The sequence below is a fragment of the Streptomyces sp. NPDC085524 genome, assembly GCF_044541755.1.
Taxonomy (GTDB): domain Bacteria; phylum Actinomycetota; class Actinomycetes; order Streptomycetales; family Streptomycetaceae; genus Streptomyces.
On record NZ_JBITTH010000011.1, the window covers coordinates 39,643 to 61,513 of the forward strand.

At 72.6% G+C, this 21,871-nt stretch carries 21 protein-coding genes and 1 pseudogene; 12 read left to right on the forward strand and 10 right to left on the reverse strand.

What is annotated here, in order from left to right:
- Nucleotides 1-66: 66 nt before the first annotated feature.
- The 3 genes and pseudogenes from ACIGFK_RS18615 to ACIGFK_RS18625 form a co-directional block, all read right to left on the reverse strand.
- A pseudogene (locus ACIGFK_RS18615) lies at nucleotides 67-565 on the reverse strand (DDE-type integrase/transposase/recombinase); the annotation flags it as partial.
- Nucleotides 566-841: 276 nt separating this feature from the next.
- On the reverse strand, nucleotides 842-991 hold the full coding sequence (locus tag ACIGFK_RS18620) for a hypothetical protein (protein WP_376655479.1): 150 nt from the start codon (nucleotides 989-991) through the stop codon (nucleotides 842-844).
- Nucleotides 992-1,065: 74 nt separating this feature from the next.
- Complete coding sequence (locus ACIGFK_RS18625; RefSeq protein ID WP_400052653.1) at nucleotides 1,066-2,067, reverse strand: alpha/beta hydrolase; 1,002 nt, start codon at nucleotides 2,065-2,067, stop codon at nucleotides 1,066-1,068.
- 540 nt (nucleotides 2,068-2,607) lie between these two features.
- Here ACIGFK_RS18625 and ACIGFK_RS18630 point away from each other — a divergent pair.
- The 11 genes from ACIGFK_RS18630 to ACIGFK_RS18680 all read left to right on the forward strand — a co-directional run bounded on the left by ACIGFK_RS18630 (nucleotide 2,608) and on the right by ACIGFK_RS18680 (nucleotide 12,681).
- Nucleotides 2,608-2,865, forward strand: coding sequence for a hypothetical protein (locus ACIGFK_RS18630; RefSeq protein WP_400052655.1), 258 nt, complete (start codon nucleotides 2,608-2,610; stop codon nucleotides 2,863-2,865).
- A complete protein-coding gene (locus ACIGFK_RS18635) occupies nucleotides 2,862-3,086 on the forward strand; it encodes a hypothetical protein (RefSeq protein ID WP_400052656.1) in 225 nt (74 codons plus the stop codon). The genes ACIGFK_RS18630 and ACIGFK_RS18635 overlap by 4 nt, the downstream gene beginning before the upstream one ends.
- 266 nt (nucleotides 3,087-3,352) lie before the next feature.
- Nucleotides 3,353-3,793: a hypothetical protein gene (locus ACIGFK_RS18640; protein ID WP_400052658.1), complete on the forward strand. Its 441-nt coding sequence runs from the start codon at nucleotides 3,353-3,355 to the stop codon at nucleotides 3,791-3,793.
- Nucleotides 3,790-6,834: a hypothetical protein gene (locus ACIGFK_RS18645; RefSeq protein WP_400052660.1), complete on the forward strand. Its 3,045-nt coding sequence runs from the start codon at nucleotides 3,790-3,792 to the stop codon at nucleotides 6,832-6,834. The genes ACIGFK_RS18640 and ACIGFK_RS18645 overlap by 4 nt, the downstream gene beginning before the upstream one ends.
- 332 nt (nucleotides 6,835-7,166) lie before the next feature.
- Entirely contained in the window at nucleotides 7,167-8,417 is a 1,251-nt protein-coding gene (locus ACIGFK_RS18650; protein WP_376655484.1) for a DUF3533 domain-containing protein, read from the forward strand.
- A 287-nt stretch (nucleotides 8,418-8,704) separates the two neighbouring features.
- Nucleotides 8,705-9,394, forward strand: coding sequence for a hypothetical protein (locus ACIGFK_RS18655; RefSeq protein WP_376655485.1), 690 nt, complete (start codon nucleotides 8,705-8,707; stop codon nucleotides 9,392-9,394).
- Nucleotides 9,395-9,793: 399 nt separating this feature from the next.
- Nucleotides 9,794-10,387: a GNAT family N-acetyltransferase gene (locus ACIGFK_RS18660; protein ID WP_386466107.1), complete on the forward strand. Its 594-nt coding sequence runs from the start codon at nucleotides 9,794-9,796 to the stop codon at nucleotides 10,385-10,387.
- Nucleotides 10,388-10,467: 80 nt separating this feature from the next.
- Nucleotides 10,468-10,641 (forward strand): hypothetical protein, encoded by a 174-nt coding sequence (locus tag ACIGFK_RS18665; protein WP_400052663.1) that lies wholly within the window; start codon nucleotides 10,468-10,470, stop codon nucleotides 10,639-10,641.
- A gap of 21 nt (nucleotides 10,642-10,662) precedes the next feature.
- The gene (locus ACIGFK_RS18670) at nucleotides 10,663-11,184 is read left to right on the forward strand and encodes a MarR family winged helix-turn-helix transcriptional regulator (protein WP_386466101.1); all 522 of its coding nucleotides are present in this window, start codon (nucleotides 10,663-10,665) and stop codon (nucleotides 11,182-11,184) included.
- 118 nt (nucleotides 11,185-11,302) lie between these two features.
- The gene (locus ACIGFK_RS18675) at nucleotides 11,303-11,764 is read left to right on the forward strand and encodes a hypothetical protein (RefSeq protein ID WP_400052665.1); all 462 of its coding nucleotides are present in this window, start codon (nucleotides 11,303-11,305) and stop codon (nucleotides 11,762-11,764) included.
- A gap of 50 nt (nucleotides 11,765-11,814) precedes the next feature.
- Nucleotides 11,815-12,681, forward strand: a complete 867-nt coding sequence (locus ACIGFK_RS18680) for an NmrA family NAD(P)-binding protein (protein ID WP_400052667.1) — start codon at nucleotides 11,815-11,817, stop codon at nucleotides 12,679-12,681.
- A gap of 117 nt (nucleotides 12,682-12,798) precedes the next feature.
- On the opposite strand, the gene ACIGFK_RS18685 is transcribed toward ACIGFK_RS18680, so the two are convergent.
- Complete coding sequence (locus ACIGFK_RS18685) at nucleotides 12,799-13,836, reverse strand: YihY/virulence factor BrkB family protein (protein WP_400052669.1); 1,038 nt, start codon at nucleotides 13,834-13,836, stop codon at nucleotides 12,799-12,801.
- 51 nt (nucleotides 13,837-13,887) lie between these two features.
- Here ACIGFK_RS18685 and ACIGFK_RS18690 point away from each other — a divergent pair, with 51 nt between their 5' ends.
- Nucleotides 13,888-14,439: a VanZ family protein gene (locus tag ACIGFK_RS18690; protein ID WP_386466094.1), complete on the forward strand. Its 552-nt coding sequence runs from the start codon at nucleotides 13,888-13,890 to the stop codon at nucleotides 14,437-14,439.
- Between the two features lie 18 nt (nucleotides 14,440-14,457).
- Here the strand turns inward: ACIGFK_RS18690 and ACIGFK_RS18695 are convergent, their stop codons facing one another.
- The 6 genes from ACIGFK_RS18695 to ACIGFK_RS18720 all read right to left on the reverse strand — a co-directional run bounded on the left by ACIGFK_RS18695 (nucleotide 14,458) and on the right by ACIGFK_RS18720 (nucleotide 21,645).
- Complete coding sequence (locus ACIGFK_RS18695; RefSeq protein ID WP_376655492.1) at nucleotides 14,458-15,282, reverse strand: phosphatase PAP2 family protein; 825 nt, start codon at nucleotides 15,280-15,282, stop codon at nucleotides 14,458-14,460.
- Between the two features lie 46 nt (nucleotides 15,283-15,328).
- Nucleotides 15,329-16,309: a YihY/virulence factor BrkB family protein gene (locus ACIGFK_RS18700; RefSeq protein WP_400052671.1), complete on the reverse strand. Its 981-nt coding sequence runs from the start codon at nucleotides 16,307-16,309 to the stop codon at nucleotides 15,329-15,331.
- A 5-nt stretch (nucleotides 16,310-16,314) separates the two neighbouring features.
- Nucleotides 16,315-18,069, reverse strand: a complete 1,755-nt coding sequence (locus ACIGFK_RS18705; protein ID WP_400052673.1) for a diacylglycerol kinase family protein — start codon at nucleotides 18,067-18,069, stop codon at nucleotides 16,315-16,317.
- A 440-nt stretch (nucleotides 18,070-18,509) separates the two neighbouring features.
- Entirely contained in the window at nucleotides 18,510-18,920 is a 411-nt protein-coding gene (locus ACIGFK_RS18710) for an STAS domain-containing protein (RefSeq protein ID WP_386466085.1), read from the reverse strand.
- Entirely contained in the window at nucleotides 18,917-20,002 is a 1,086-nt protein-coding gene (locus ACIGFK_RS18715) for a B12-binding domain-containing protein (protein ID WP_386466082.1), read from the reverse strand. Before ACIGFK_RS18715 ends, ACIGFK_RS18710 begins: the two co-directional genes overlap by 4 nt.
- Nucleotides 19,999-21,645 (reverse strand): PP2C family protein-serine/threonine phosphatase, encoded by a 1,647-nt coding sequence (locus tag ACIGFK_RS18720; RefSeq protein ID WP_376655497.1) that lies wholly within the window; start codon nucleotides 21,643-21,645, stop codon nucleotides 19,999-20,001. The genes ACIGFK_RS18715 and ACIGFK_RS18720 overlap by 4 nt, the downstream gene beginning before the upstream one ends.
- Nucleotides 21,646-21,871 lie beyond the last annotated feature (226 nt).

A 21,871-nucleotide genomic window follows, 5' to 3' on the forward strand; every position in this document is an offset into this window, starting at 1 on the left:
CAGCGCGGGGGCCCTTCGCGTCCCACAAGGTGTCGGTGAGCTGCGGTTTTACCCTGGCAAGGCGTTTCACGGAACCCCTGCTCGGTAGGCCCAGTTGTATTGCCCGGTGAGCTTGGGGACGCGGCTGGCGGGGGAGGTTGCCTGCGAGCGCGGTGTGTCCGCGGTGGTGATTGTAGGAGTGCAGCCACTGCGGGAACGCGTCGCGTCATTCCTGCTCTGAGCGGCAGGGGCGGGCGTAGGCCCAGTCGTCCAGCAGGGTGCGGTTGAGCCGTTCGACCTTGCCGTTTGTCCGGGGCCGGTAGGGCCGGGTTCGCTTGTGGGCGATTCCGGCTGCTGCCAGGGCTTCGCGCCAGTCGCGGGAGCGGTAGCAGGCGCCGTTGTCGGCCAGCACGCGTTCGACGGTGATTCCGACGCTGGTGAGGTGGGCGTGTGCCCGCTGCCAGAAGGCGGTGGCGGTTTCCTTCTTCTCGTCGGTGTGGATCTCGCTGTAGGCGAGGCGGGAGTGGTCGTCGACGGCGGTGTGGATGTAGCTGTAGCCGGCATTGGCACGGTTCTTGCGGCCGGCCTCGCCCGCGGGACGCCGTGGCGGACCACACCCCCGTTGCCGGTTAGCGCTGCGGTGCCGCGCAGGGGGCCGGCCATTCCAGCGTGATCCGCAGGCCCCCGGGACCCGGAGCGGACCCGGTCGGTCACCCGGACGTCCCCGAGCACCGCGAGCGGGCCCGCGCCCGGTGATGATCTTGTCGTGGGCGAGCAGCCGTGCGACGACGTCGGCCCGGTCGAACTCCGGATGCGTCTCCGTCCCGCCGGTCTGGACCGGGAAGTCGGGATGGGGGTGGCGTCAATTGACCACCGCTGCCCGCCCCACCCAGGCCGTCCGGCACGCACTCGCGATCCGGCCTACCCCGGCGAGCAGGACCCGGTCGGTGTCCGGGGTGACCGCGGTCAGGGCGGCGAGCGGGGAGCGGCGGCCCGGACGGGTCTCGCGCACCGCCCGCCAGTCCTCCCGGGGGCGGGCGCCGGGACGTTGTCCATCCCGCGACCGAGTACCGCCGGAGGAGAACGTCAGTTGGGGGCCAGAAGGTGCTCGAGCCAGTTGCGGCGTGCCGCGACAGCGGCCTTGCTGATCCGCGCCTCGGGGGCTTTCCGGTCGAAACCGTGGATTCCGCCGGGCCACACGTGCAGCTCGGCTTCGCCGCCGGCCTGCCAGATCCGGTCGGCGTAGGCGAGGACCTCATCGCGCAGGCACTCGGCGGAGCCGACGTCGAGGAAGGTGGGCGGCAGGCCTGCCAGGTCGGTGGCGCGGGCGGGCGCAGCGTACTGCGGCACGTCGGCTCCGCCCTGGGCGTCGCCGAGCAGCGAGTTCCAGGCGAACCCGTTGCGGCCGCGGTCGAAGAGTTCGACGTCGTCCATCTGCAGGGCCGAGGCGCTGTCGTTGCGGTCGTCGAGCAGCGGGGCATTCAGCAGCTGGCCGAGCAGGCGGGGACCGCCCTTGTCACGCACGGTCAGAGCGAGCGCGGCGCTCAGGGTGCCGCCGGCGCTGAAGCCCGTGACGACGATGCGCTCCGAGTCGATGCCGAGCTCGTCCGCGTGGTCGGCGACCCACAGCAGACCGGCGTAAGCGTCGTTGATCTGGGCGGGGTAGGGGTGCTCGGGCGCGAGCCGGTAGCCGACCGAGATCAGCGTGGCCCCGAACTGCTCGGCCGTCTCGAGCATCTGGTCGAGCCCGGTGCGGTGATCGCTGCCGTAGAAGCCGCCGCCGTGTATGGAGTAGAGCGCCGGCCGCGATGCGGGCGCGCCGGAGGGTGTGCACACCAGCAGCGGGATCTCGGGGGCGCCGTCCAGGCCGGGCACCGAAGGCTGGAAGACGGTGAAGCGCCCGCCATGGCTGAGGTCCTCGGACGCCGCCACTGCGGCGTCGGCCTCCGCGCGGAGCACCGACAGCTTCTCGAGGCTCATCGGCGCCAAGTCCGGTTCCTCCGCCAGGTAGGCGTCATAAGCGACCTGAAGTTCGGCATCGAGAGGAACGGGAACGGCGGGCGCGGTCTTTCCAGTTTCAAGATCCATGCGCGCACGCTAACGCCCCTGCTTCTTGCGCCTCATCCGGTTTTCAACACCTGGCCGATCGCGCAGCAGGGCCGGGCGGATCAGCGGCGCGGTCAGGCGGGGCCTGCTCGATCTCGACCAGTCTCACCGAGTAAGTCCCGATCTTGATACCGGAACGCAGAAGTGCACCCTGAGCGGCGATGATCCGACTGCCCGCAACGCAATCCCAGCGCACCCGGGCCCTCCGATGCACTTCGAGCGGGGCCGGGCAGCAACGCTCGGCTCCAAGATCGGCCATGCCACCTCATGGCAGCCGGCGAGCCCGTCCCGCCGGGACCAGCGACTCCACGGCATGCCGTGCGCCTCATCCCCCATACGTACGGCCCGTCCCCCGTCCCCCGCCACGGGGACATGCCCCGACTGCGCCACGCACCTGACCATCAGCGCCCCGGCGTGCGTAAACCGGCTCCTGCTCCTGTGCTGCGGGCGAACTTCACGAAGCCCGACGACACCCGCCGACACCCGACGGCAATAGGGTTCTACCGGCGGTGGAATCGCTCTATGAGCAGCAAGCCCACGAGCATCAAGGCGACCGAGGCGACCCGTGACCGGCTTCGCCTCCTCGCGCAGGAGCGCGGTACGACGATCACCGAGCCCCTGGAGGAGCTCGCCCAGAGCCGGCCGACCCGGGCCGAGCAGGAGCAGCGGGCACTCGAGGCGGCGGCCGAGCTAGGGCTGGAGTACACCGACCAGCTCCAGCAGGCCGGGCAGTCCGCCTGGGACAGGATCCGGGCCCATCGGGGCGGCGCCGCCGCGTGAGCCTGACCGCAGTCTTCGACCACACCGCGCTCGTCGCACTCCACCAGGCCGACCCGTTCTTCACCGGCCTGTACATCGAATCCTCCCGGGGCACCGGCCGCGTCCTCATCCCGGACCTGTCCGTCCTGGCCGCCGAACGCGCGGTACCGGGCGCCGGCACCCACGCCGCCCGCCTGCGCTTCGCCGAAACCAGCCGTGCTTCCCGTGCTTGCACCGGATGACCCAGCGGCGCCCAAAGAGGTCGGTTGCTTTGGCGTCGGCCCCGTTGTCCCCGCGACGGCCGGCCTGCCGCGCGTCTGTACAGCCTCGCGGTGCATCAGGTCCCGCACCGCGAACACGTGGGGCTTTCACGCCTGGCACGGCCGACGTGGCGCAGAGCGGTCCGCGCCACTCGTTCGGGCTGCGTCCCCCGGTCACACCGGCGGGAACGCGACGGCGTCGGTACCCTCGCCGGCATGACGTCACCCGGCGCCAGGAAAGGGGTTCCATGTCGGATCCGATGACCGTGCTGGCCATGACGGGGGCGACGACCGTCGTGGCGGCCATGGCCACCAGTGCCTGGGAGGGCACCCGGGAGCGCGTCGTCGAGCTCTTCCGCCGCCGTGGCGGCGAGCGGTCCACCGCGCTGCGGGCCCAGTTGGACGGCGATGCGGAACTGGTCGCGGGCGAGGGCGACGACACCGACGGCGTACGCGACGACCTCGTACGCCCCTGGGCGCGCCGGATCGGCGCCCTGCTGCGTGAACACCCGGAGACCGCGGACGAGTTGCGCGCCCTGATCGAGGAGGTCTCTGTGCCCCCGGCCGCCCGGGAGTGGTCACAGCACATCACCGCGCACGCCGGCGGCGCCGCCTTCGGCGCCCAGGGACCTGGCAGCAGCGTGCATGTGCACCATCACCGGCCGGCCGTCGGCGAATCCCCGGCATGAGCGAGCCGGACCCGTCGGCGCGTCAGCACGTCACCGCGGAAGGGGGGTTCGCGTACGGCGTGGTGGGTGCCGACCTCCATGTGTACGTGGACGGGCCGCCCTCCTACGTCCTGGAGGAATGGGTCCCCCCGCCCGAGTCGGACCCGGAATGGCTACGGGAGCTGCCCAGCCGCCTGCTCAGCGCCCGGCACGAGATCGTCCCCTTCACCGGCCGCGCGGATGAGCTCGCCGAGCTCCGAACGTGGCGCGGCGCCGTCGGCCGGAGGCTCGCCGTCCGCTGGCTGCACGGGCCCGGCGGCCAGGGCAAGAGCCGCCTCGCGGCGGCATTCGCCCGGGACAGCGTCGCCGAAGGGTGGAAGGTCGTCAGGGCCGTGCACGCCCCGGGCAACGTGCTCCCGGGCGGCGCCGGCGGCGACCTGCGGGCCGTGGGCGCCGCCGGGGTGCTGCTGGTCGTCGACTACGCCGACCACTGGCCGCTGCCCCACCTCACCTGGTTGCTGAGCAACCGGCTGCTTTACCGTCCCGACCTGCCGACCCGGGTGCTGCTGCTGGCCCGCAGTACGGATCAGTGGCCGGCTGTGCAGGCCGCCCTCCACGACTCCCAGGCGGCCACTTCCCTCCAGACCCTGGAGCCCCTGCGGGAGCGCGGCGGCGAACGGGCAGAGATGTTCGAGGCCGCCCGGGACGAATTCGCCGCCTGCCTCGGAGCCACCCCGGGCGCGCCCGGTACCACGCCTGTGCGGGTGCCCTCGCCGGTACCCCTGGACGGGCCGGACTTCGGGCTGACGCTGGCCGTCCACATGGCGGCCCTGGTCTCCGTTGACGCCCACCTTCACGGCCGTCGTCCGCCCACCGACGCTGCCGGCCTGGTCACGTACCTCCTCAACCGCGAACAGGCCCACTGGGCGCGGCTCCACACCCAGGACGCGGGCCGCGCGACGGCCGCCGCGGGGCGGACGTACACGACTCCGCCGCAGGTGATGAACCGCGCCGTATTCACGGCCGCGCTGACGGGGACCATGCACCGGGGGATCGGCCGGATCGTCGTCGACCGGGTGACCGGAACCCCGCCCGCCGCACCGCACCCCGCCGAGCGGGTCCTCGCCGACCACAGCGTCTGCTACCCGCCCTCCGGATCCGCGCCCGGCGTCGTCCTCGAACCACTGCTGCCCGACCGGCTCGCCGAGGACTTCCTCGCCCTCACACTTCCCGGCCACTGCGCGCAGAGCGCCTACCCGCCGTCCTCCTGGGCCCCGGAGGTGCTCGGCCGCCTCCTGACGCACGGCGGCGAGAGGCGGCCGGAGTCGTGGACACCCCGCGCGCTGATCTTCCTGGCCGCCTCCGCCGAACGTTGGCGGCACATGCGCCATGACCACCTGTACCCGCTGCTGCGGCGGGCACCATGGCTGGCCGTCGCCGCTGGCGGACGGGCACTCGGCGCGGTCTCCGCGCTCGACGACATCGACATGGAACTCCTGGAGGCGATCGAGGCCCGTCTGCCCCGGCACGAGCACCCCGACCTCGACCCGGGCCGCGCGGTCCTGGTGGAACGGCTCGCCCGGCACTGGCTGGCGCACACCGACGTCCCGGACCAGCACGCCGTCGTCCACAACAAGCTGGCAGACGCCTTGGACGGCGCCGGACGGTACGAGGAGGCGTACCACTCAAGGGTGCGGGTCGTCGAGCTCCTGGAGCGGCTGGAGGCCGAGCGGCCCGGCTCGCAGACCCCGCACCTGGCCGGGGCATACGGCGACCTGTTCATCAGCCACACCAGGCTGGGCCGGCCGCACGAGGCCCTCGAAGCCGCAGAACGGGCCGCACACTTCGCGCGCCTCCTGGCCGAGGCGGACCCCGAGGCCCGGTTCGCTGGGCTCGGTCCCGCGGGCCGATTCGTCGGGCTCGAACCCGACGGTCGGTTCGCCGGGCTCGGCCCCGCCGGCCGACAGGCCCGGTGGGCGATCGCCCTTTGTGTCTACGGGCAGGCCCTCGTCACCGCCGGGCGGCAGGCGGACGGGTATCGCGCCCATGCCGCGGCGCTCGACGTGCTTGTCCTGCTCGGCGAGCAGGACGCCGAGCAGCACGGCAACGACCTCGGCCAGAGCCTTCTCAACATCGGCGCCGACCTCTCCGATGCAGGGCGCGGCGGCGCCGCGGTCGCGGCGACGGAGGGAGCGGTGCACCTCCTCGGGCCCCGGAGGGCCGGTGACCCGCCCGACCACCCCGGGACCTACGCACTGGCCCTGTCCAACCTCGCCATCTTCCTGCTCACCTGGCACCACGCCCTCCCCGTCGGCACCGACTGGCGCAAGCGGGCCCTCGACGCAAGCACCCGGGCGGTCAAGATCAACCGGCATCGTGCCGAGGCGAACCCGGACGCGCTGACCCCCTCGCTGGAACAGTCCCTGCGGGCCCACGCCGACGCCCTGAAGGCGAAGGGCCGCGCTGCCGAAGCACGTGTGATCCGCACCGAGGCCGACGAGCTGCGCAACCGCATGCGACCACCGCCTGACGTGAGCGGCGTGCCCCGAGCGCACTACCACCCGCGGCAGGCCCTCGAGACGATCGAGGCGATCGACGCCTTGGAGACCGCCGTCTACCGGTACATGGCTCGGATCAAGGCACCGGTCTATACCCGGCGCCTCGTCGCCCTGCTCCTCCCGGTGGCGGCACGAGAAGGCGCCACCGGGCTGGCCGCGCGCACGGAGATCGCCGACGCGTACCGGCGCCTGGCCGAGGGCGGCTTGACGAGGGACCGCCTCGATCACGCGGAGGCGCTCGTCGAGCTTGCTCTCCATCGTTGGGGCATGTCGCATCACACGGAGGTCGAAGAGCGGCTGCGCCGTGCGGTCGGGGTGTACGAGGACCTGATGGCGGCAGCCGGCGACCCCGGCTCCTACCGGGACGACGTGGTCCGCACCCTCGGGCTCCTGGCGCGGTTCCACGAGGAGACGGGCGCGAAGGAGGAGGCCAGGGCAGTGCGCCAACAGATCCGCTGCTACCACCTGCCCTGGCGGTGGTTCATTCGTCCTGCGCGGCGCTAAGCGGTCTTGCGTGAGTCGGGACTCCACATCGTTCGGTGTAACCCCCGATCAGGAGGATGCACCGATGACCAGCGAGAAGGTGACCGAGGCCGAGACCGTCGGCTCGCCTCGACCAGTGCAGAGAAGCAAGATCGCGGCACCGCGGGATGGCATCCGCCACGCCTTAGTGCATCGGGGGGAGGCGGGCGGAGCGGGGCGCGGGCGCCGGGGGCGGAGGAGGGCATGCTGAGGTGTCGTCGGCCGACCCCCACGAGATCCCGCCGTCGGGGGCGACCGGTCGGCGGCCGACCGCCGGTCCCTCGCCCCCGCCCACCGGCAAGCTACGGAGACCCATGTCCGCGCCCGCCGCCCCAGAAGCCACCGCCGCGGCCCTGCTGCGACGCCCTCAGCTCTGGGTGGTTCCCACCGTCCTCACGGGACTGCTGGCCCTGCTGCTCTCCCTCCTCTACATGGGGGGCATCGTCAATCCGAACGGAGACCTCCGCGACCTGCCCATCGCACTCGTCGACGACGACACCGGCGGGCAGGACCTGGGCGGGCGGATCACCGCCGCCATCGCCGCCGACAGCGCGGGCGGCACGGTCGACTGGCGCGTGCTGACCCGCGCGGAGGCCCAGGACCAGCTCGACTCGGGGAAGGTCTACGGCGCTCTGCTGATCCCGGCCGGCTTCTCGGAAGCGGCCACCGCGCTGACCACGTCCGCGGCCACCCGACGGCCGACGATGACCGTGCTGACCAACCCCGGCAAGGGGAGCCTGGGTTCCTCGCTGGCCAGCCAGATCAGCACCAAGGCGGCGCACGGCGCCTCGCGCTCCCTCGGCCGCCAGCTCACGCAGGCAGCGGGCACCCAGGCGAGCCCCACAGCCAAGGTGCTGCTCGCCGACCCGGTCGAGGTCGTCACGCAGTCCGGCCACCCCATCGGCACCCACAGCGGTCTCGGCCTGTCGGCCTTCTACTACACCCTGCTGCTGGTCCTGGCCGGGTTCATGGGCGGCAACGTGATCAGCAACGGCGTCGACACCGCCCTCGGCTACGCCGACAACGAGATCGGCCCCTGGCACACCCGCCGACCGACCGTACCCATCAGCCGCACCCAGACACTTCTGCTGAAGATGGCCATGACCGCAGGCATCACGCTCCTCAGCACCGCCCTGGTGATGCTGGCCTGCATCGCGATCCTGGGAATGGACGCCTCCCACGTGCCGCTCCTGGCGCTCTACTCCTACTGCGCGGCGCTCGCGGTCGGCCTGGGGGTCCAAGCCATCAACGCGGCCTTCGGCGGGATCGGCCAGCTGGTCTCCATGTTCGTCTTCATCGTCCTCGGCCTGCCTTCGTCCGGCGCCACCGTCCCTCTCCACGCGGTCCCCGATTTCTACCGGTTCCTCTCCCATTTCGAACCGATGCGGCAGCTCAGCGACGGCGTACGGGCGATCCTCTACTTCGACGCCCGCGGGGACGCCGGACTCACCCGCTCGTGGATCATGATCGGGATCGGTATCCTCCTCGCACTGCTCTTCGGCTTCGCCATGACGGCCTACTACGACCGCAAGGGACTCAAGCGCCTCACTCCGCAACCCGCCTGAACCGACACACACGCTGCCTGCCAGTGCAAGACTTGCGCTTCGTCCACCCGTTCCGCCCGGTTACGGCAGGACGGCGGGGTGGGGCTGTGCTGCTTCTGGGAGCTGCCGTGATCGGGGTCGAAGGGCCATGTGCCGGTGGACGCCGCTGCTTCGTCCGCCTGGGGCGCGGCCAAGCGAGACGAGGGCCGACCTCCACCACCTCCGGATCCGTCCCGGCCCTGATCTAGGATCACGGTTCGGCGATCATGAGGGACGCCGTACGAGGACTGAGCGGACCGGGAGCGGAAATGGCGATCGACAGGCCTGGCCGGCCCGAGGACCTGCCGGCGGCCGAAGTGCTGTGGGCGCGCTGGGCCCTGGCCGCCGTACTGGAGGCCACGGCCCAGGCGGAAGCCCTGGGCGTCCACCGGGGCGGCACGTGGATCGACGGACAGGGTCTGCACCTGGACGACCGCGGCTGCACCTGGTGGACGTTCCAGCAGGTGGGAGAGGGCCGGTACCTGTTGTACGGCGAGGACGAGTCCAGTGCCGTGAAATGGCACGAACCCGCGATCGACATGCTGGCGCAGGCGCCGGACTGGCTCCCGTACGAGCGCCTGCGGGAATTGCTGGAGGGCTGGGAACTGGGCTGCGTGTACTGGTCCGAGCATGGCGCCTGGGCCCGCGCACCCTACCCCGAGGAGTTGGACGACGACGGCCTCGACTGCGGGATGAGCCGATTCGCCGTACGTGAGGAAGCCCTGAAGGACCTGATCGCCTCGGAACGCGGCCTGCCCCGGGATCGGGCAGACCACCTGCTCGCCGCGGCCGAGGCGTACAGCCTCACGGCCTCTGAGGTCCAGGAGGTACTGGACGCGGCGGCCGCCGCAGCGGGGTACGTACCGGCTGACCGGGAAGCGATCCTGAGGGCCCTCGAACTCGCGTCCCTGACCGCACCCGCTTCCATCGCCCCGGGCCCGTCAGACCACCCCCGCTGACACCCGGCACCCCATCCCACCGGGCCGGACCGCACGCCGACCACGGCGAACCGGCCCCCGCCCGCACAAGGCCTGCCCTCCCCGCTGACATGGGATCAGCCGGGCAGCGCACGATCACGGTCATGGAGCGAGTCGACTCCGCGGTGACGGCCGCGTTCGCCGTCACCGCCCTGCCCGCCACCGCTCCCGCCAACGATGCGCCCCGTCGCTCGCCCTCAAGGAGTGCCCCACCAGGGGCGGCTCGCGGCGGGGGCGGACGCGGCGGGGTTCTTCGATGACCTGACCAAAGGTCTCGTGCACCTGTTCGCGCGCGCCCTGACCGGAGCGACCGGCATCGTTCCTTGCAGGCGGTGCGCGAATTCGATGGTTGCCCGGCTTCGGGGGCCGTAGCATCCGCCCGTGATTGAGAACGAGTTCGAAACAGCGGCCACGGCGACGGGCCGGGTGCCGTGCTGGCGGGGCAGGACGGTCAGCCTCGCACCGCTCGACGCCGAAGACGCAGAGTTGATGCACGCCTGGCGGTCCGATCCGGTGGCCGCTCACGAGATCGGTTTCTGGCCGCGCTCCCTCGCCTCACTCCGCGAGCGCATGGAGCGCGACAGCGACGCTCACGACCGGGACGACTTCCTGGTGCTCCTCCCTGACGGCACCCCGATCGGCCACATCGCGCTGGTGGACCAGGACGTGGTCGAGGGCACGGCGGAGGTCCACCTGATGATGGATCCCCGGCACCGGGGGCAGAGCCACGGAACCGACGCGCTGGACGCGTTGACCGACCTCGCCTTCGGGGAACTGCCGATGCAGCGCGTCCAAGCCGTCACCCACACCACCAACACGGCCGCGCTCGCAGTATTGGCCAAGGCCGGATTCGTATCCGAAGGTGTGCGCCGCTCGGCGTGTCTGCACCGCGGGAGCCGCTTCGACGTCGCCGTCCTGTCCCTGCTCCGTGCGGAGTGGGAGGCACTGGAACGCCCGAGGGCCTGGGACCGCTGACCGGCGCCCGGACGTCCTTGCGCCGACGCCGGGCTGCGCCGCCAGATCAACGCTCCGAAAAGGAGTCCCACGAGGTCTCCGTGCTCGCCCTGCGCCGGCTCCAGTCCACGCTGGTGCGCGGGCACGTCACGCTCGTTCGGGGCAGCGGTGACCAGGTCTGCGGTGGTGCCCCCGGGCTCGGCGGGCTGCGGTCGGGGGCGGAGCCGTCCCGCGGCTGCGGCTGCGAGGCTCTCGGCGACTTGACCGGCATGTAGTTAGCCGCCATATTACTTCTCATGAGTGACGAGGACGCGAACCCCGGCGCTGCACCCACGCTCGAACAGGCGCGGAAGCAGATCGCACGGTACGGGCTTGAGGCCGACCCGCAGGCGGTGCTCGTCGCGGTGCGCCTGATGGCTGCCGGGGCGCGCCTGGACCGGGCGTCCGAAGTTCACTTTGCGCGTTCCGGGCTGTCGACCGGGCGCTACCGCCTCCTGGTGGATCTCGAGGACGGCGACGGGGAGAAGTCACCGTCGCAGCTCGCAAAGAGTCTTGGCGTCTCGCGCGCCACAGTGACCGGCCTGGTCGTCGGCCTGGAGCGAGAGGGCCTGGTGGCGCGCCGCGCCTCAACGGAGGACGGGCGGGGCGCAGTAGTCGTACTCACGGCGCGCGGCAGCCGGCGGTTGCACGACATGGCCGCGGACCACTTCGCACGGCTTGAGGCACTGGTCGGCGGACTGGCCGACGACGAACGCGGGCTGTTCCTCGACCTCCTGGAGCGGATCACTCAGCGGATCGGCGCATTGACTGCCGAGTAGCTGCGGCATCACTTCCGCGCGGGGGCGACTGTCTCGGCCGCGCGGCACCCTTTCCCACGCCCCAGTAGTTAGGCGCCTAAGCAAGTAGTTAGCCAGCTAATTATTTTCGAGGAGTCACATGAGTTCCCCTCCCAGAACCGCCCAGCGCGGTATCGCCACGCGGGCGTTCACCCTGTGGAAGGAAGTCGCGACCGCCTACCTGGCCCCCGCGCTCACCGCCGGGCTCGGCGGATTCCTCAGCGGGCAGCCCGAACTGACCAGGGCCGCCTTCACCTCCATCGGGGCGACTTCGGCCGTGGTGGCCTGCACCGTCGGCGCATGGCTGCACCGCCGTGGCCGACCCCGCCGCTGGACCGCCTCGGCTGCGCGACCGGTACTCGCCCTCGGACTCGCCATTGCAGCGGCCGGAATCGCCGGCCTGGCCGGATGGTTCGGATCCGACTGGCTGCCGTCGCACACACCGGTGCCCGATGCCGGATGGCTGGATCGGCTGCGGATCGACCTGCCGCTGTCGGCCGGCCTGGCCGCCGCCATCGTCACCTGGCGGTGGCGCGGCACGACATCCCGGCAACAGGCCTGACCCAGCCCCCTCACCCCGATTCTCCAGGCCCCACCCACGAAAGGCACACCGTGATCACCATCATCGGCGCCACCGGCGCCACCGGCAGCGCCCTGCTCCGGCGGCTCATCGAACTCGAAGTCCCCTGCCGCGCCGTCAGCCGTACGCCCGACAATCTGCGCGCCGCCATCGGTACGAACGCGCCAGTCGAGATCGTCGGTGCGGACGCCTCAGATCCTCAGACGCTCCGCGACGCGTTCGGGGGATGCACGCAACTGTTCCTCGGCATGGCCAACAGCCCGCGTCAAGCCGAGCTGGAGACCAACGTGATAGATGCCGCAGCCCACTGCGGGGTACGGCACCTGGTCAAACTCTCCGCCCCAGCAACCAAGCCCGCCTCACCGGTGGCCATCTCGCGCAGCCACTGGCGGATCGAGGAACACCTGGCGACAACCGAAATGACGGCTACGCTGCTCCGCCCCTACGCATTCATGCAAAAGCTGCTCCTGAACGCCCCGGCGATCGCCGAGGGCGTACTCATCGGGGCCATGCGCGAGGCACCCTGCAACTACATCGACGTCCGAGACATCGCCGACGTCGCCGCCGAGACCCTCCTGCACCCCGGCCTTGCCGGCGCCACCTACACCCTGACCGGCCCGCGGGCCTTCAGCCACCCCGAGCTCGCCCGTCTACTCGGCGAGCTGACCTGCCGCCCCGTTCGCTACATCGACCTGCCACCGAGCGAGTTCCACAGCCACCTCCTGTCCACCGCACACATGCCGCCCTGGCTCGCCAGCCACGTGGTGGAGATCCAGCAACTGGCCATCGCCCGCCCGGAATCGCCCAACGACACCATCGAAACCATCCTCGGCCGCCCCGCCAGGACACTGCACACCTTCCTCCGTGAACATCTCCACACGTTCACCAAGACCGCCTGACCGACCGCCCAACCATCTGCCCCGCCCCTCACCCTTCTCCGGAATACCGGTCCCTCCATCCCGGAGAAGGGCATGCGAGACGGACACCGTCCGCAGTAGACCGCCGTCAGCCCGGCGCTACGACCCCCGGCACTGACCAACCCCGACGAGGTCGCCGTTCCCGCGAAGCCGACCGTCGGCCCGGCCCGGGCTTCGCGGTCGCCAAGGCCAAGGCCTGGGCCGGCCGCGCCGCGGCCCGGCCGCCGGCCGCCGCGCCCGTTCCGCGTTGAACTGGGCGCCGGTGACCAGCGCGAGATTGGCGAACCAGAGCCAGATCACGAAGACCACGATCCCGGCCAGCGACCCGTACAGCCGGCCGTACGTGTCCAGTTGCGTGTACAGCGTGAAGAGACCCGAGGCAGCCAGCCACAGCAGCGCCGCCAGCACCCCGCCGGGCAGCCCCCGCCGGGCGCCCCGGCTCTGGGCCGGCCCGGTCCGGAACAGGACCAGGACCAGCAGGGTCACCACCACCAGGAGCAGCGGCCAGCGCAGGAACGCGACGGCCTCCGCACCGCCCGCCCCCACGGCCCGCGCGGCCCACCGGGCGGGCGGCCCGGAGACGACCAGACCCACGGCGCCGACGACGAGCAGCACCAGCAGCAGCGCGGCGTGGACGAGGAGGGTGTGCGCGGCACGCAGCGGCCGCCGCGTGTCCGGCACCCGGTGCATCGTGTGCAGGGCGCGGCGGAACACCGCCAGGTAACTGCACGCCGACCACAGGGCGCTCACCACTCCGCCGAGCAGCAGGGCCCACATCGAGGAATGCCCCTCGGGGATGGTGCCCAGCGCCTCGCGGAGCACCTGCGCCGACTGCGGGGGCGCGTAGGCGGTCAGGTCGGCGATGAGCCGGTCCCGCCGCGCCCCGCCCAGCAGCCCCACGACGGAGACGGCGATGACGAGCGCCGGCAGCAGCGCCAGCAGCGCGTAGTAGGTGAGGGCGGCAGCGTGGTCGGCCAGGTTGTCCGTCCACACGCGGACGGCCGTGCGCCGCAACTCGGCGCGGGTGCGCGCCGCGAGGCCGCGGGCGGTGGAATCGGTGGCGGGCGGAGCGCCTCGCCGTACAGTGGTGCGGGGGATGTCGGTCACCTCGTGCGCGTGCCCTCCCGATGCGCCCATGCGCCCGCGCGGCCCCGCGTACCGGTCCGCCCGCCGGGTAGACGCGCCCGCATGAGATGGAGCTACGCGCGACGGCGCGACGAAAAGCCGCAGGAACCGGTCCCACAGGACACCGGTACGAAGAGCAGCCCGGCCCACCCGGCCGTACGGGCCCTCGCCATGCTGGCCGCCTTCGCCGGAACCGTCCTGTTCAGCGTGGTCCTGGCCCGGCTGACCCTGGAACCCTCCGCCGCCTCGGCGGACCTCGTGCACGCCAACCTCCGGCCCGGCAGCTCGATCGGCGCCTACCTGGAGGGGGCGTCGACGGTCGAAGCGGCCCGCCAGGTGGGCGGCAACCTGCTGCTGGGCGTTCCGTTCGGCGTGCTCCTGCCCGTCCTGCTGCCGCCCGCCCGCGGACTGCTGAGGGTCGCCGCGGTGACCGTGTGCCTGATGACGCTGGTGGAACTGATCCAAGGCGCCCTCGTCACCGGACGCGTCTTCGACATCGACGACGTCATCCTCAACACCACCGGGGCGCTGCTCGGTTACCTCCTGATCGGCCTGCGGCTGGGCCGCGCCGTGCACCCGCGGCGCAGGCACTGGTGGCACCGCCGCGCTTCGTGACTCCGTTGATCCGCCCGTTCATCGACGCTCACCGACACCCACGGGCGGCTCCGGGCGTCCGGAGCGGATCTCCGGTTCCAGGCCCTGCGCGGGGGTGGTGCGGCGCCGCCCGATGTCCGCCCGCCAGGCTTCGAAGGCCAGCGTCGTCGCCGTCACCACGGCCAGACCGAGCAGCCAGCCACCCAGCACATCGCTCACCCAGTGCACGCCGAGCGCCACCCGCGTATAGCCGACGCCCACCACCGAGACCGCCGCGAGCGCCCACGGCAGCGGACGCCACGACCGGGGTGCCAGCGGCAGCAGCGCAAGCAGCAGCACCGCACAGGACGTGGTGGCCGTCATGGCGTGCCCGGAGGGGAAGGAGAACCCGGGCGCGTGGGCAACCGGGTCGGGCAGGTGGGGCCTGGCCCGTGCGACCACGTTCTTCAGCAGCAGGCCGAGGAGGCCGCCGGCCGTCACGGTGACGGCCGCCCACAGCGCCAGCCGCACCGCACCACGAACGAGGAGCCACACCACCAGCGCCGCCACCAGCAGCCTCATGGTCAGGGGATCCCAGACCACGCCGGTCAGGAACTCGAGTACCCGCACCCACGAGGGATGCTCCAGTGCGGCCGCGTGCAGCCGCTCGGCCGCCCCCTGGTCAAGTCGGCGCAGGGGCGGCCATCGCGATTCGACCAGCATCAGGGCGAGCGTGAAGGGCACGGAGGCGAGGGTGGCCGCGGCCACCGTCGTCAGCAGCCGTGCGCCGAAGCGGGCGTCCGGTACCGAGCAGCCGGAGACGAGCCGGGCGAGCAGATGCCGTGGGCGGGTGGGACGTCGTCGGCGGGTGGAGAGTCGTGCCATGGTCGCCGTGCTCCTCTCTTGGTTTCCCCTGCCGCGCATTTCGCGTTCAGACGCCGGGATCCTCCCTGACCGGCTCCGTCACCCCGGCCCGCACGGCTTCCAGCTGGGCGGCGAAGGCCAGCCCCAGGAAAAGGGCCAACGAGGTCAGGTAGGACCACAGCAGCAGCGAGACGAAGGCGCTGAGGGGGCCGTACACGGTGTCGAAGGAGCCGCCGGCCCCGACGTACAGGCTCAGCCCCCACGTCGCCAGCAGCCACAACCCCAGGTACACCAGCGCTCCGAAGGCCAGCCAGGTGTAACCGGGCTGGGCGCGGCGGGGGGAGAGCTTGAAGATGGCACTGGTGGCGAGGAGCGCCAGCACCACCCCCACGGGCCAGCGCAGCACGTCCCACGCGCGGAGGGTGCCCGGGCCGAGGTCGTACACCTCCGCCACGGCGTGGCCCAGGTGGGCGCCGAGGACGGTGACCGCGAAGCTGAGGCCGAGGGGCAGGCCCGCCAGCACGGACATGACCAGGCCACGTGTGTACTTGTACAGGAACGGCCGGTCGCGTTCCGTGCCGTAGATGCGATTGGCGCCGCGCTCCACCTGGCACAGGGCGGTGGTCACGTTCATGACGGCGAACAGCAGGCCGAGCCAGAGGGCGAACTGGCTGCCGTCCCCAGTCCGGCGCCTGCTCTGCGCGAGCGCGTCGTCCACCAGCTCCCGGCTGGGCCCGCTCACCAGCCTGCGGATCGTCAGTTCCGCGACCCGGCCGATGTCCTCGGTGTGCAATGCGCCGGACAGTCCGATGACGGCGATGGCCATCGGTACGATCGACAGCACCGTCTGCAGAGCGAGTGCCCTGGAGTGGCTGAAGCCGTCGGCGTAACGGAAACGGATGAAGGAGTCCCGTACGAGGCTCCAGCCTCCATGGCGCGACAGTGCGGCCACGGCCTCCTCCGCGGACAGTTCCTCGCCCTCCACCTCCGGTATTGCTGCCACCGCAGCCACGTCACAGCGCTGCGGTACCCGGGTCGCGGTTCCCACGGCAGTCATCCCCCGTCCACGTCGTGTGTCCGGCCAGCCATTCCGGTCACGGAGGTCGTACGCGGCTCGTCGGCGCGCCCCGCTCCCGCAGTCGCCTCCATCGTCCGGACCGCGGGCGTGCGTTCCCGCTCCTCCAGCGCACGTGGCGGCAGCCAGACGCACAGCACGCCGGGCTCCACCTGCGCGCTCAGGCGGGTGCCGGAGCCGATGACGTCACCGTCGAGTTCGCGGGGTTGGGGCCGGGCGAAGCGGATGTCGACGCGTGCGGCACTGAAGTACTCCAGCGCGCCGCCGGCCACCCTGCCGTACCCGCTTGGGGGCCCGGCCGCCGCCCGGCCGGGCAGCATGCGCGCCCCGAGGTGTCCTGCGGCCGCGAGCCAGCCGCGGGCGCCCTGCGGATCGAGCAGCACGATCTCCAGCCGGCCGCTGTCGGGCCGGGCGTCGGGCAGCAGCGGCACGCCTCCCTGCAGGGTGCCGACGTTGCCGATGACGACCATGCGGGCACGGCGCTCCCGTACAGGGCCCTCGTCGAGCCGGATCGACAGACGCATCCTGGGGTCCGCGAGGTGGCGCACGGCCGACAGGACGTACGCGACCCAGCCGGCGCGCTCCTTCACCCGCTCCGAGGCGTCGCCGACCATGGCGGCGTCGAAACCCGCTCCCGCCATGACGGTGAACCGGGCGGTCCGCAGCCCGTCGCCCGCCACCCTGCCCATGTCGATCCGAGCCGTCTCCCCGGACAGGGCCGACTCCAGCGCAGCGGCCGGATCGGCGGGCAGCCGCAGGTTGCGGGCCAGCAGGTTACCGGTGCCGCACGGGACCACCGCGAGCGGGGTCCCGGTGCCGGCCAGCAGCTCGGCGCAGGCCCGCACGGTACCGTCCCCGCCGCAGACCACGACGAGCGCGGCGCCCCCGTCTGCCATCAGCTCGGCGAGAGCGCCGGAGGCATGCTCCGCGGAGGTCTCCGTCCACGTCTGACCGGTGTAGCCGCGGCGGCGCAGGACGTCCCTCACGCGGCCGGCGAGTTCCGCCCCGCAGCCGTGCGGGTGACGCACCACCACGGCCCGCCGGGCCGCCGGGGCTTCGTCGCCGGTGGCAGGGGTGGTGCGGGCGGCCGGAAGCCGGTCCGCGGCGACCGCACCGAAGAACTGAGCCGAGGACGGCCGGGGCCGCGGCAGCAGGAACACGTGCGCGACGACGAGCAGGGTGCAGACCCCGTTGAGCAGGCCGCCCATCACGTCGGACGGGTGGTGCATCCCCCGGTGGAGCCGGGAGAACGCCACGGCCGCCGGAACGAGGAGCAGGGGGACGATCACCAGGCACCGCACCCAGCGGCGGCTGCCGCGCAGGCGGAGCGCCGCGATCAGGGCGAGGCCGCCGAACAATGCCACCGACGCCCCGACGTGCCCGGAGGGGAAGCTGGAGGTCGGCGGCGCGGCATCCAGCTGGGGAACGTCCGGACGCGGCCGCTCGACAACGAGGGTGACCAGCAGGAAGACGGCCGACTGCGCGGCCACGGCCCCGGCCAGGAACAGCGCCTCCGGCAGCCACCGCCCGCGGGAGAACCCCAGCATCGCGGCGACGGCGACGACGGTCAGGCCGATGATGCTCCAGGTTCCGGCCAGCAGGGACACCCAGTCCGAGAGCGAGACGGCGAGGACGCCTCGGTGCGCGGCCAGGCCTCGGTCGACGGCGTCCTCTGCCGCCACCGGCCAGTGGTCCGCCAGCGGGCCGGTGACCATCAGCCCCACCCCGATCATGAAGGCCGCCTGTGCCGGCAGGCACAACAGGACGGTCAGCCTGCCGGGTCCCCGTCCGACTGTGCCGTTTTCAGGTCTCATTTGACCCCGTGTTACCCGTGCCGGCCGACTCATGCGCGTCCACCCGTGGTCTGGGCGCGGAGACGATGCGCGGGGTGTGCTTCGCCGCCGAGGGGTGAGGCGGGCCCCGTCGTCGAACGCGACCTGGCCGGGCAGGGTGACGTCGGCCGGATCGCCCGGCTTGCTGCCGGGGTCGGGCTCCAGGAGGCCGAGGACCGGCGTGGCGGCCCGGCCCGGCTTTCGGCGCGGCCCTGCCCCGGCACTTCGGGTGAGTGCCGGGGCGGGGCCGGGACGTCGCGCGCGACGGTGATGCGGGGCGGCCGCCGAATGGGGCGCCGGTTCCCCCGTCCGTCGCAAGCCATGCCGGCGACTCGGTGAGGTCAGGCCGTGGGGTTCGGGGCGGTCGAGGGCGAGGGAGCGGGGGCCTCGGCCGGCCCGGTCAGCGGAGCGCGCACACCGGCGCCCCCAGTGAAGTGCGCGAGGGTGCCGGTCTGTTCCAGTAGCCGCTCCAGCTGCCGGGGCCGACCGTCGAGGTGCAGCGCCGCACCGGCCGCGTCGGTACGGCGGCGGACCATCAGCAATGCCGAAAGGCCGCTCGGGTCGACCATGGTCACGCCCGAGCAGTCCAGTCGTACCTCGAGCGGCGTGCCGCACTCCCCCAGCGCACGGCTGACGTCGTGGACCAGCAGGTCGGCGTACCGGTGGTCGAGGTCGCCCCGCAGCTCGATGCGGAGGGCGTCGTCGGCCCGGCGGCACGACAGGCGGAGCGGAGTGGAGGGCGAGCTGGTCATTCGGCGTTCCCGGCGGCGGTAAGGAGGGTACGGGTGAGGCGGTCCGCACCGGCGTGGAGCACGGCGACGGCCCGGGGGAAGTCCCCGACGCGGCGGCGCAGCAGTGTCAGGGCGGGCAGCAGGGACGCGGCCGGGACCCCTCGGGCGTGCAGGACGTCGGCGGTCCAGAGCAGGAAGCCGCCGAAGAGTTCCTCATCGTCGGTGTACAAGGCGGTGGCGAGGAACTCCACGATGTGGGAGAGGTCTTCGGCCGTGCGTTCGCGCTGCTCCTCGGTGTAGTCGCGCACCGCGGGGTACGCGTCCTCCAGTTCGGCGAGCACCTCGCGGACCAGGCGGGGCCGGCCGCGCGCGATGAGCGTGTACTCCTGGTCCTTCAGGTGGGGGAGGTCGTCGATGGCCTGGTGGCCGGGCCGGGGCCGGGGCAGCGGCCGACGGGCGAGGTCGTCCGCGGCGGTGCGGGCGTCGGGCGCCCATCCGTCCGCGCCCAGGAGGCGGGCGTAGCGGCCGCCGGGTCCGAAGGCGGCGCCGCCGACGACCACTGGGGTGCCGACGGCCTGGCAGGCGGTGATCGTGGCGTGTGCGACGGGCAGGCGCGTGGGGATGGAGCTGGAGAGGGCCACCACGTCGGGGCCGGTGCGGTGCACGTGCGCGATGAGGTGCGGGGTGGGTACCTGGGCGCCGAGGTAGTCGACGTGCCAGCCGCGGACCCGCAGGACCTCCGCGAGCAGGCGGGCCGGCAGGGCGTGCCATTCACCGTCCACACAGGCGACCGTGATCCGGCCGCGACGGGGTTCCGTTCGTGCCGCGGGATGCAGGGCGAGCGCCGCTACGGCCCGCTCGTTCATGGCGGTGGCGGCGTGCTCCTGGGCCACGCTGATGCGGTTGGCGGCCCACTCCTCGCCCACCCGCCCCTGGACCCGGCCGATCACCTCCAGCAGGACGGACTCCGGGCCGACGCCGTCGTCGAGTGCCCGCAGGACCGACCCCACCGCGGCGGGTTCGTCGAGGGCCATGACGGATCCCCAGACCTCTTCGGCGAGGGCGTCCGTGCTCAGGACCGGGGAGGTGCTCTGCGAACTCATGCGGTGAACCTGCCCCGGGTGTGGCCGTCCACCGCGCTGAGGTGGTTGGTGCGGGGCGCGGAGATGACCACGATGGCCATGTCGTCGTGACGGCCTCGGCCCACCCACTGGGCGGTGAGCATCTGCACGTGTTCGACGACGGCCTGGGCGGGCATCGCCGCGCAATCGGACAGAGCTCGCCGCAGCCGCTCCTCGCCGAACATCGCCCCGCCCAGCGGACCGCCGCGGGCCTCGCTGATCCCGTCCGTGTACAGGACGCAGGCGTCGCCGGGTGCCAGCGTGACCGAGGCCGTCTCGGCGGAGACGGCGGGGAGCACCCCCACCAGGGTGCCCTGCGTGGCCGCCGCCTCGATCCGGCCGTCGGAGCGCAGGAGCAGCGGGGCGGGGTGGCCGGCGCTGGTCAGCCGCAGCCGCACGCTGTTGCCTTCGCGCGTCGCGGAGGCCAGCACCATGGTGGCGAAGCGGGTGCTCTCGGAGTTGAGCAGCGCGGAGTTGAGGAGGCTGAGCATGCGGTGGTGGTCGTCGGCCATGGGGAGCAGCGCGTGCAGCGTGTTGCGGATCTTCCCGGTCATGACGGCGGCTTCCAGGCCCTTGCCGCAGACATCTCCGAGCACGACCAGCGACGCGTCGCCCCCGTCGACCGCCGGGTGGACGTCGTAGAAGTCGCCGCCGACCCGCTCGTGGTCCTTGGAGGGGCGGTAGCCCCCCGCGTACTCGACGCCGGCCACCTGGCCCAGCCGGGGCGGCAGCAGCTCGCGCATCAGGGTCTCGGTGACCGACGCCTGCTCCGCGTAGAGGCGTGCCGCCGACATCGCCGCGCCGGCGCGGGCCGCGAACAGTCTCGCGAAGACCTCTTCGCCCTCCGTGAAGGCGGGGGCTCCGGTGCCGCGCAACAGGACGAGTGCGCCGGCGGGCACCCCGTGGCCGGGCAGCGGGGTGACGACGATCGACCCGACACCGTCCAGACCCTCGGGGAGCAGCCAGTCGGGCGCGGCCGCGGGATCGATCCAGCGGGACGGCACGGGCGGGAAACCCTGGAGCGCCTCCGCCAGGCCCGGGACCTCCTCGGGGTCGACGGCCCGCAGCGACACGGAGGGCGTGCCGCCGCGCACGCAGGCCACCACCGGCAGGCCGGTGTCGCGCGCGGGTGCGATCACCAGGGCGGCGTCGGTGAGGTGCTCGGCGGCCAGCTGCGCCGTGACGTTCATGCAGCGGTCCAGGTTCAGCGAGGACAGCAGCAGGTTGGACGAGCGGACGAGGAACGCCGTGCGTTCCTGTTCCGTCCGCAGGGCTTCCCGGGCCAGCCGGTGGTCCGTGTCGTCCACGAGCCACCACACCACGCTTCCGTCGTCCCTGCGGGTGGGGTGCGCCTCGAACGACCCCTCGCCCACCGGGCCCTGGACGAACCGGGCCGCGCCGGGCACCGGCGGGTTCGCGGGGGCGGAGTCGGCCCGGTGCCGCGCGTGCGCCGCGGCCAGCCACGCGGGCACCACGTCGGCCAGGGCCGCGCCGGGGCGCGCCTGCGGGAAGACCAGCCGGGCCGCCTCGTTGGCGAAGACCACCCTGGCCTGGGGATCGGCGGCGAAAACGGGGTACGGGGCCTCACTCCACGGGAGGCCCGCTGCCGGTGAACCGGACGTCATCTGCGGGAAGGGAACCACACATCCAAGGCCCGCTGCGCGAACCCCTCACCTCTTCTTCTTCACGTCGGAGACATTGTTGCCTTACGGCAACCATCCTCCACGGAGCACGTCGGCCGCAACCGGGCACCCTTCCGACATCATGACGAACCGTCACCCGCGCGGGTGGGGGCGCCCTCCTCCCAAGGACTCCTTGCCTCCCCCGGCCTCCCCTGTAGGAGGATGTCGG

Bases quoted from the DNA above. Each gene is read 5' to 3' on its own strand.
- ACIGFK_RS18625 (WP_400052653.1), bottom strand. From the start codon at position 2,067: ATGGATCTTGAAACTGGAAAGACCGCGCCCGCCGTTCCCGTTCCTCTC.
- ACIGFK_RS18630 (WP_400052655.1), top strand. From the start codon at position 2,608: ATGAGCAGCAAGCCCACGAGCATCAAGGCGACCGAGGCGACCCGTGAC.
- ACIGFK_RS18640 (WP_400052658.1), top strand. From the start codon at position 3,353: ATGTCGGATCCGATGACCGTGCTGGCCATGACGGGGGCGACGACCGTC.
- ACIGFK_RS18645 (WP_400052660.1), top strand. From the start codon at position 3,790: ATGAGCGAGCCGGACCCGTCGGCGCGTCAGCACGTCACCGCGGAAGGG.
- ACIGFK_RS18650 (WP_376655484.1), top strand. From the start codon at position 7,167: ATGTCCGCGCCCGCCGCCCCAGAAGCCACCGCCGCGGCCCTGCTGCGA.
- ACIGFK_RS18655 (WP_376655485.1), top strand. From the start codon at position 8,705: ATGGCGATCGACAGGCCTGGCCGGCCCGAGGACCTGCCGGCGGCCGAA.
- ACIGFK_RS18670 (WP_386466101.1), top strand. From the start codon at position 10,663: ATGAGTGACGAGGACGCGAACCCCGGCGCTGCACCCACGCTCGAACAG.
- ACIGFK_RS18675 (WP_400052665.1), top strand. From the start codon at position 11,303: ATGAGTTCCCCTCCCAGAACCGCCCAGCGCGGTATCGCCACGCGGGCG.
- ACIGFK_RS18685 (WP_400052669.1), bottom strand. From the start codon at position 13,836: ATGGGCGCATCGGGAGGGCACGCGCACGAGGTGACCGACATCCCCCGC.
- ACIGFK_RS18690 (WP_386466094.1), top strand. From the start codon at position 13,888: ATGAGATGGAGCTACGCGCGACGGCGCGACGAAAAGCCGCAGGAACCG.
- ACIGFK_RS18695 (WP_376655492.1), bottom strand. From the start codon at position 15,282: ATGGCACGACTCTCCACCCGCCGACGACGTCCCACCCGCCCACGGCAT.
- ACIGFK_RS18705 (WP_400052673.1), bottom strand. From the start codon at position 18,069: ATGATCGGGGTGGGGCTGATGGTCACCGGCCCGCTGGCGGACCACTGG.
- ACIGFK_RS18710 (WP_386466085.1), bottom strand. From the start codon at position 18,920: ATGACCAGCTCGCCCTCCACTCCGCTCCGCCTGTCGTGCCGCCGGGCC.
- ACIGFK_RS18715 (WP_386466082.1), bottom strand. From the start codon at position 20,002: ATGAGTTCGCAGAGCACCTCCCCGGTCCTGAGCACGGACGCCCTCGCC.
- ACIGFK_RS18720 (WP_376655497.1), bottom strand. From the start codon at position 21,645: ATGACGTCCGGTTCACCGGCAGCGGGCCTCCCGTGGAGTGAGGCCCCG.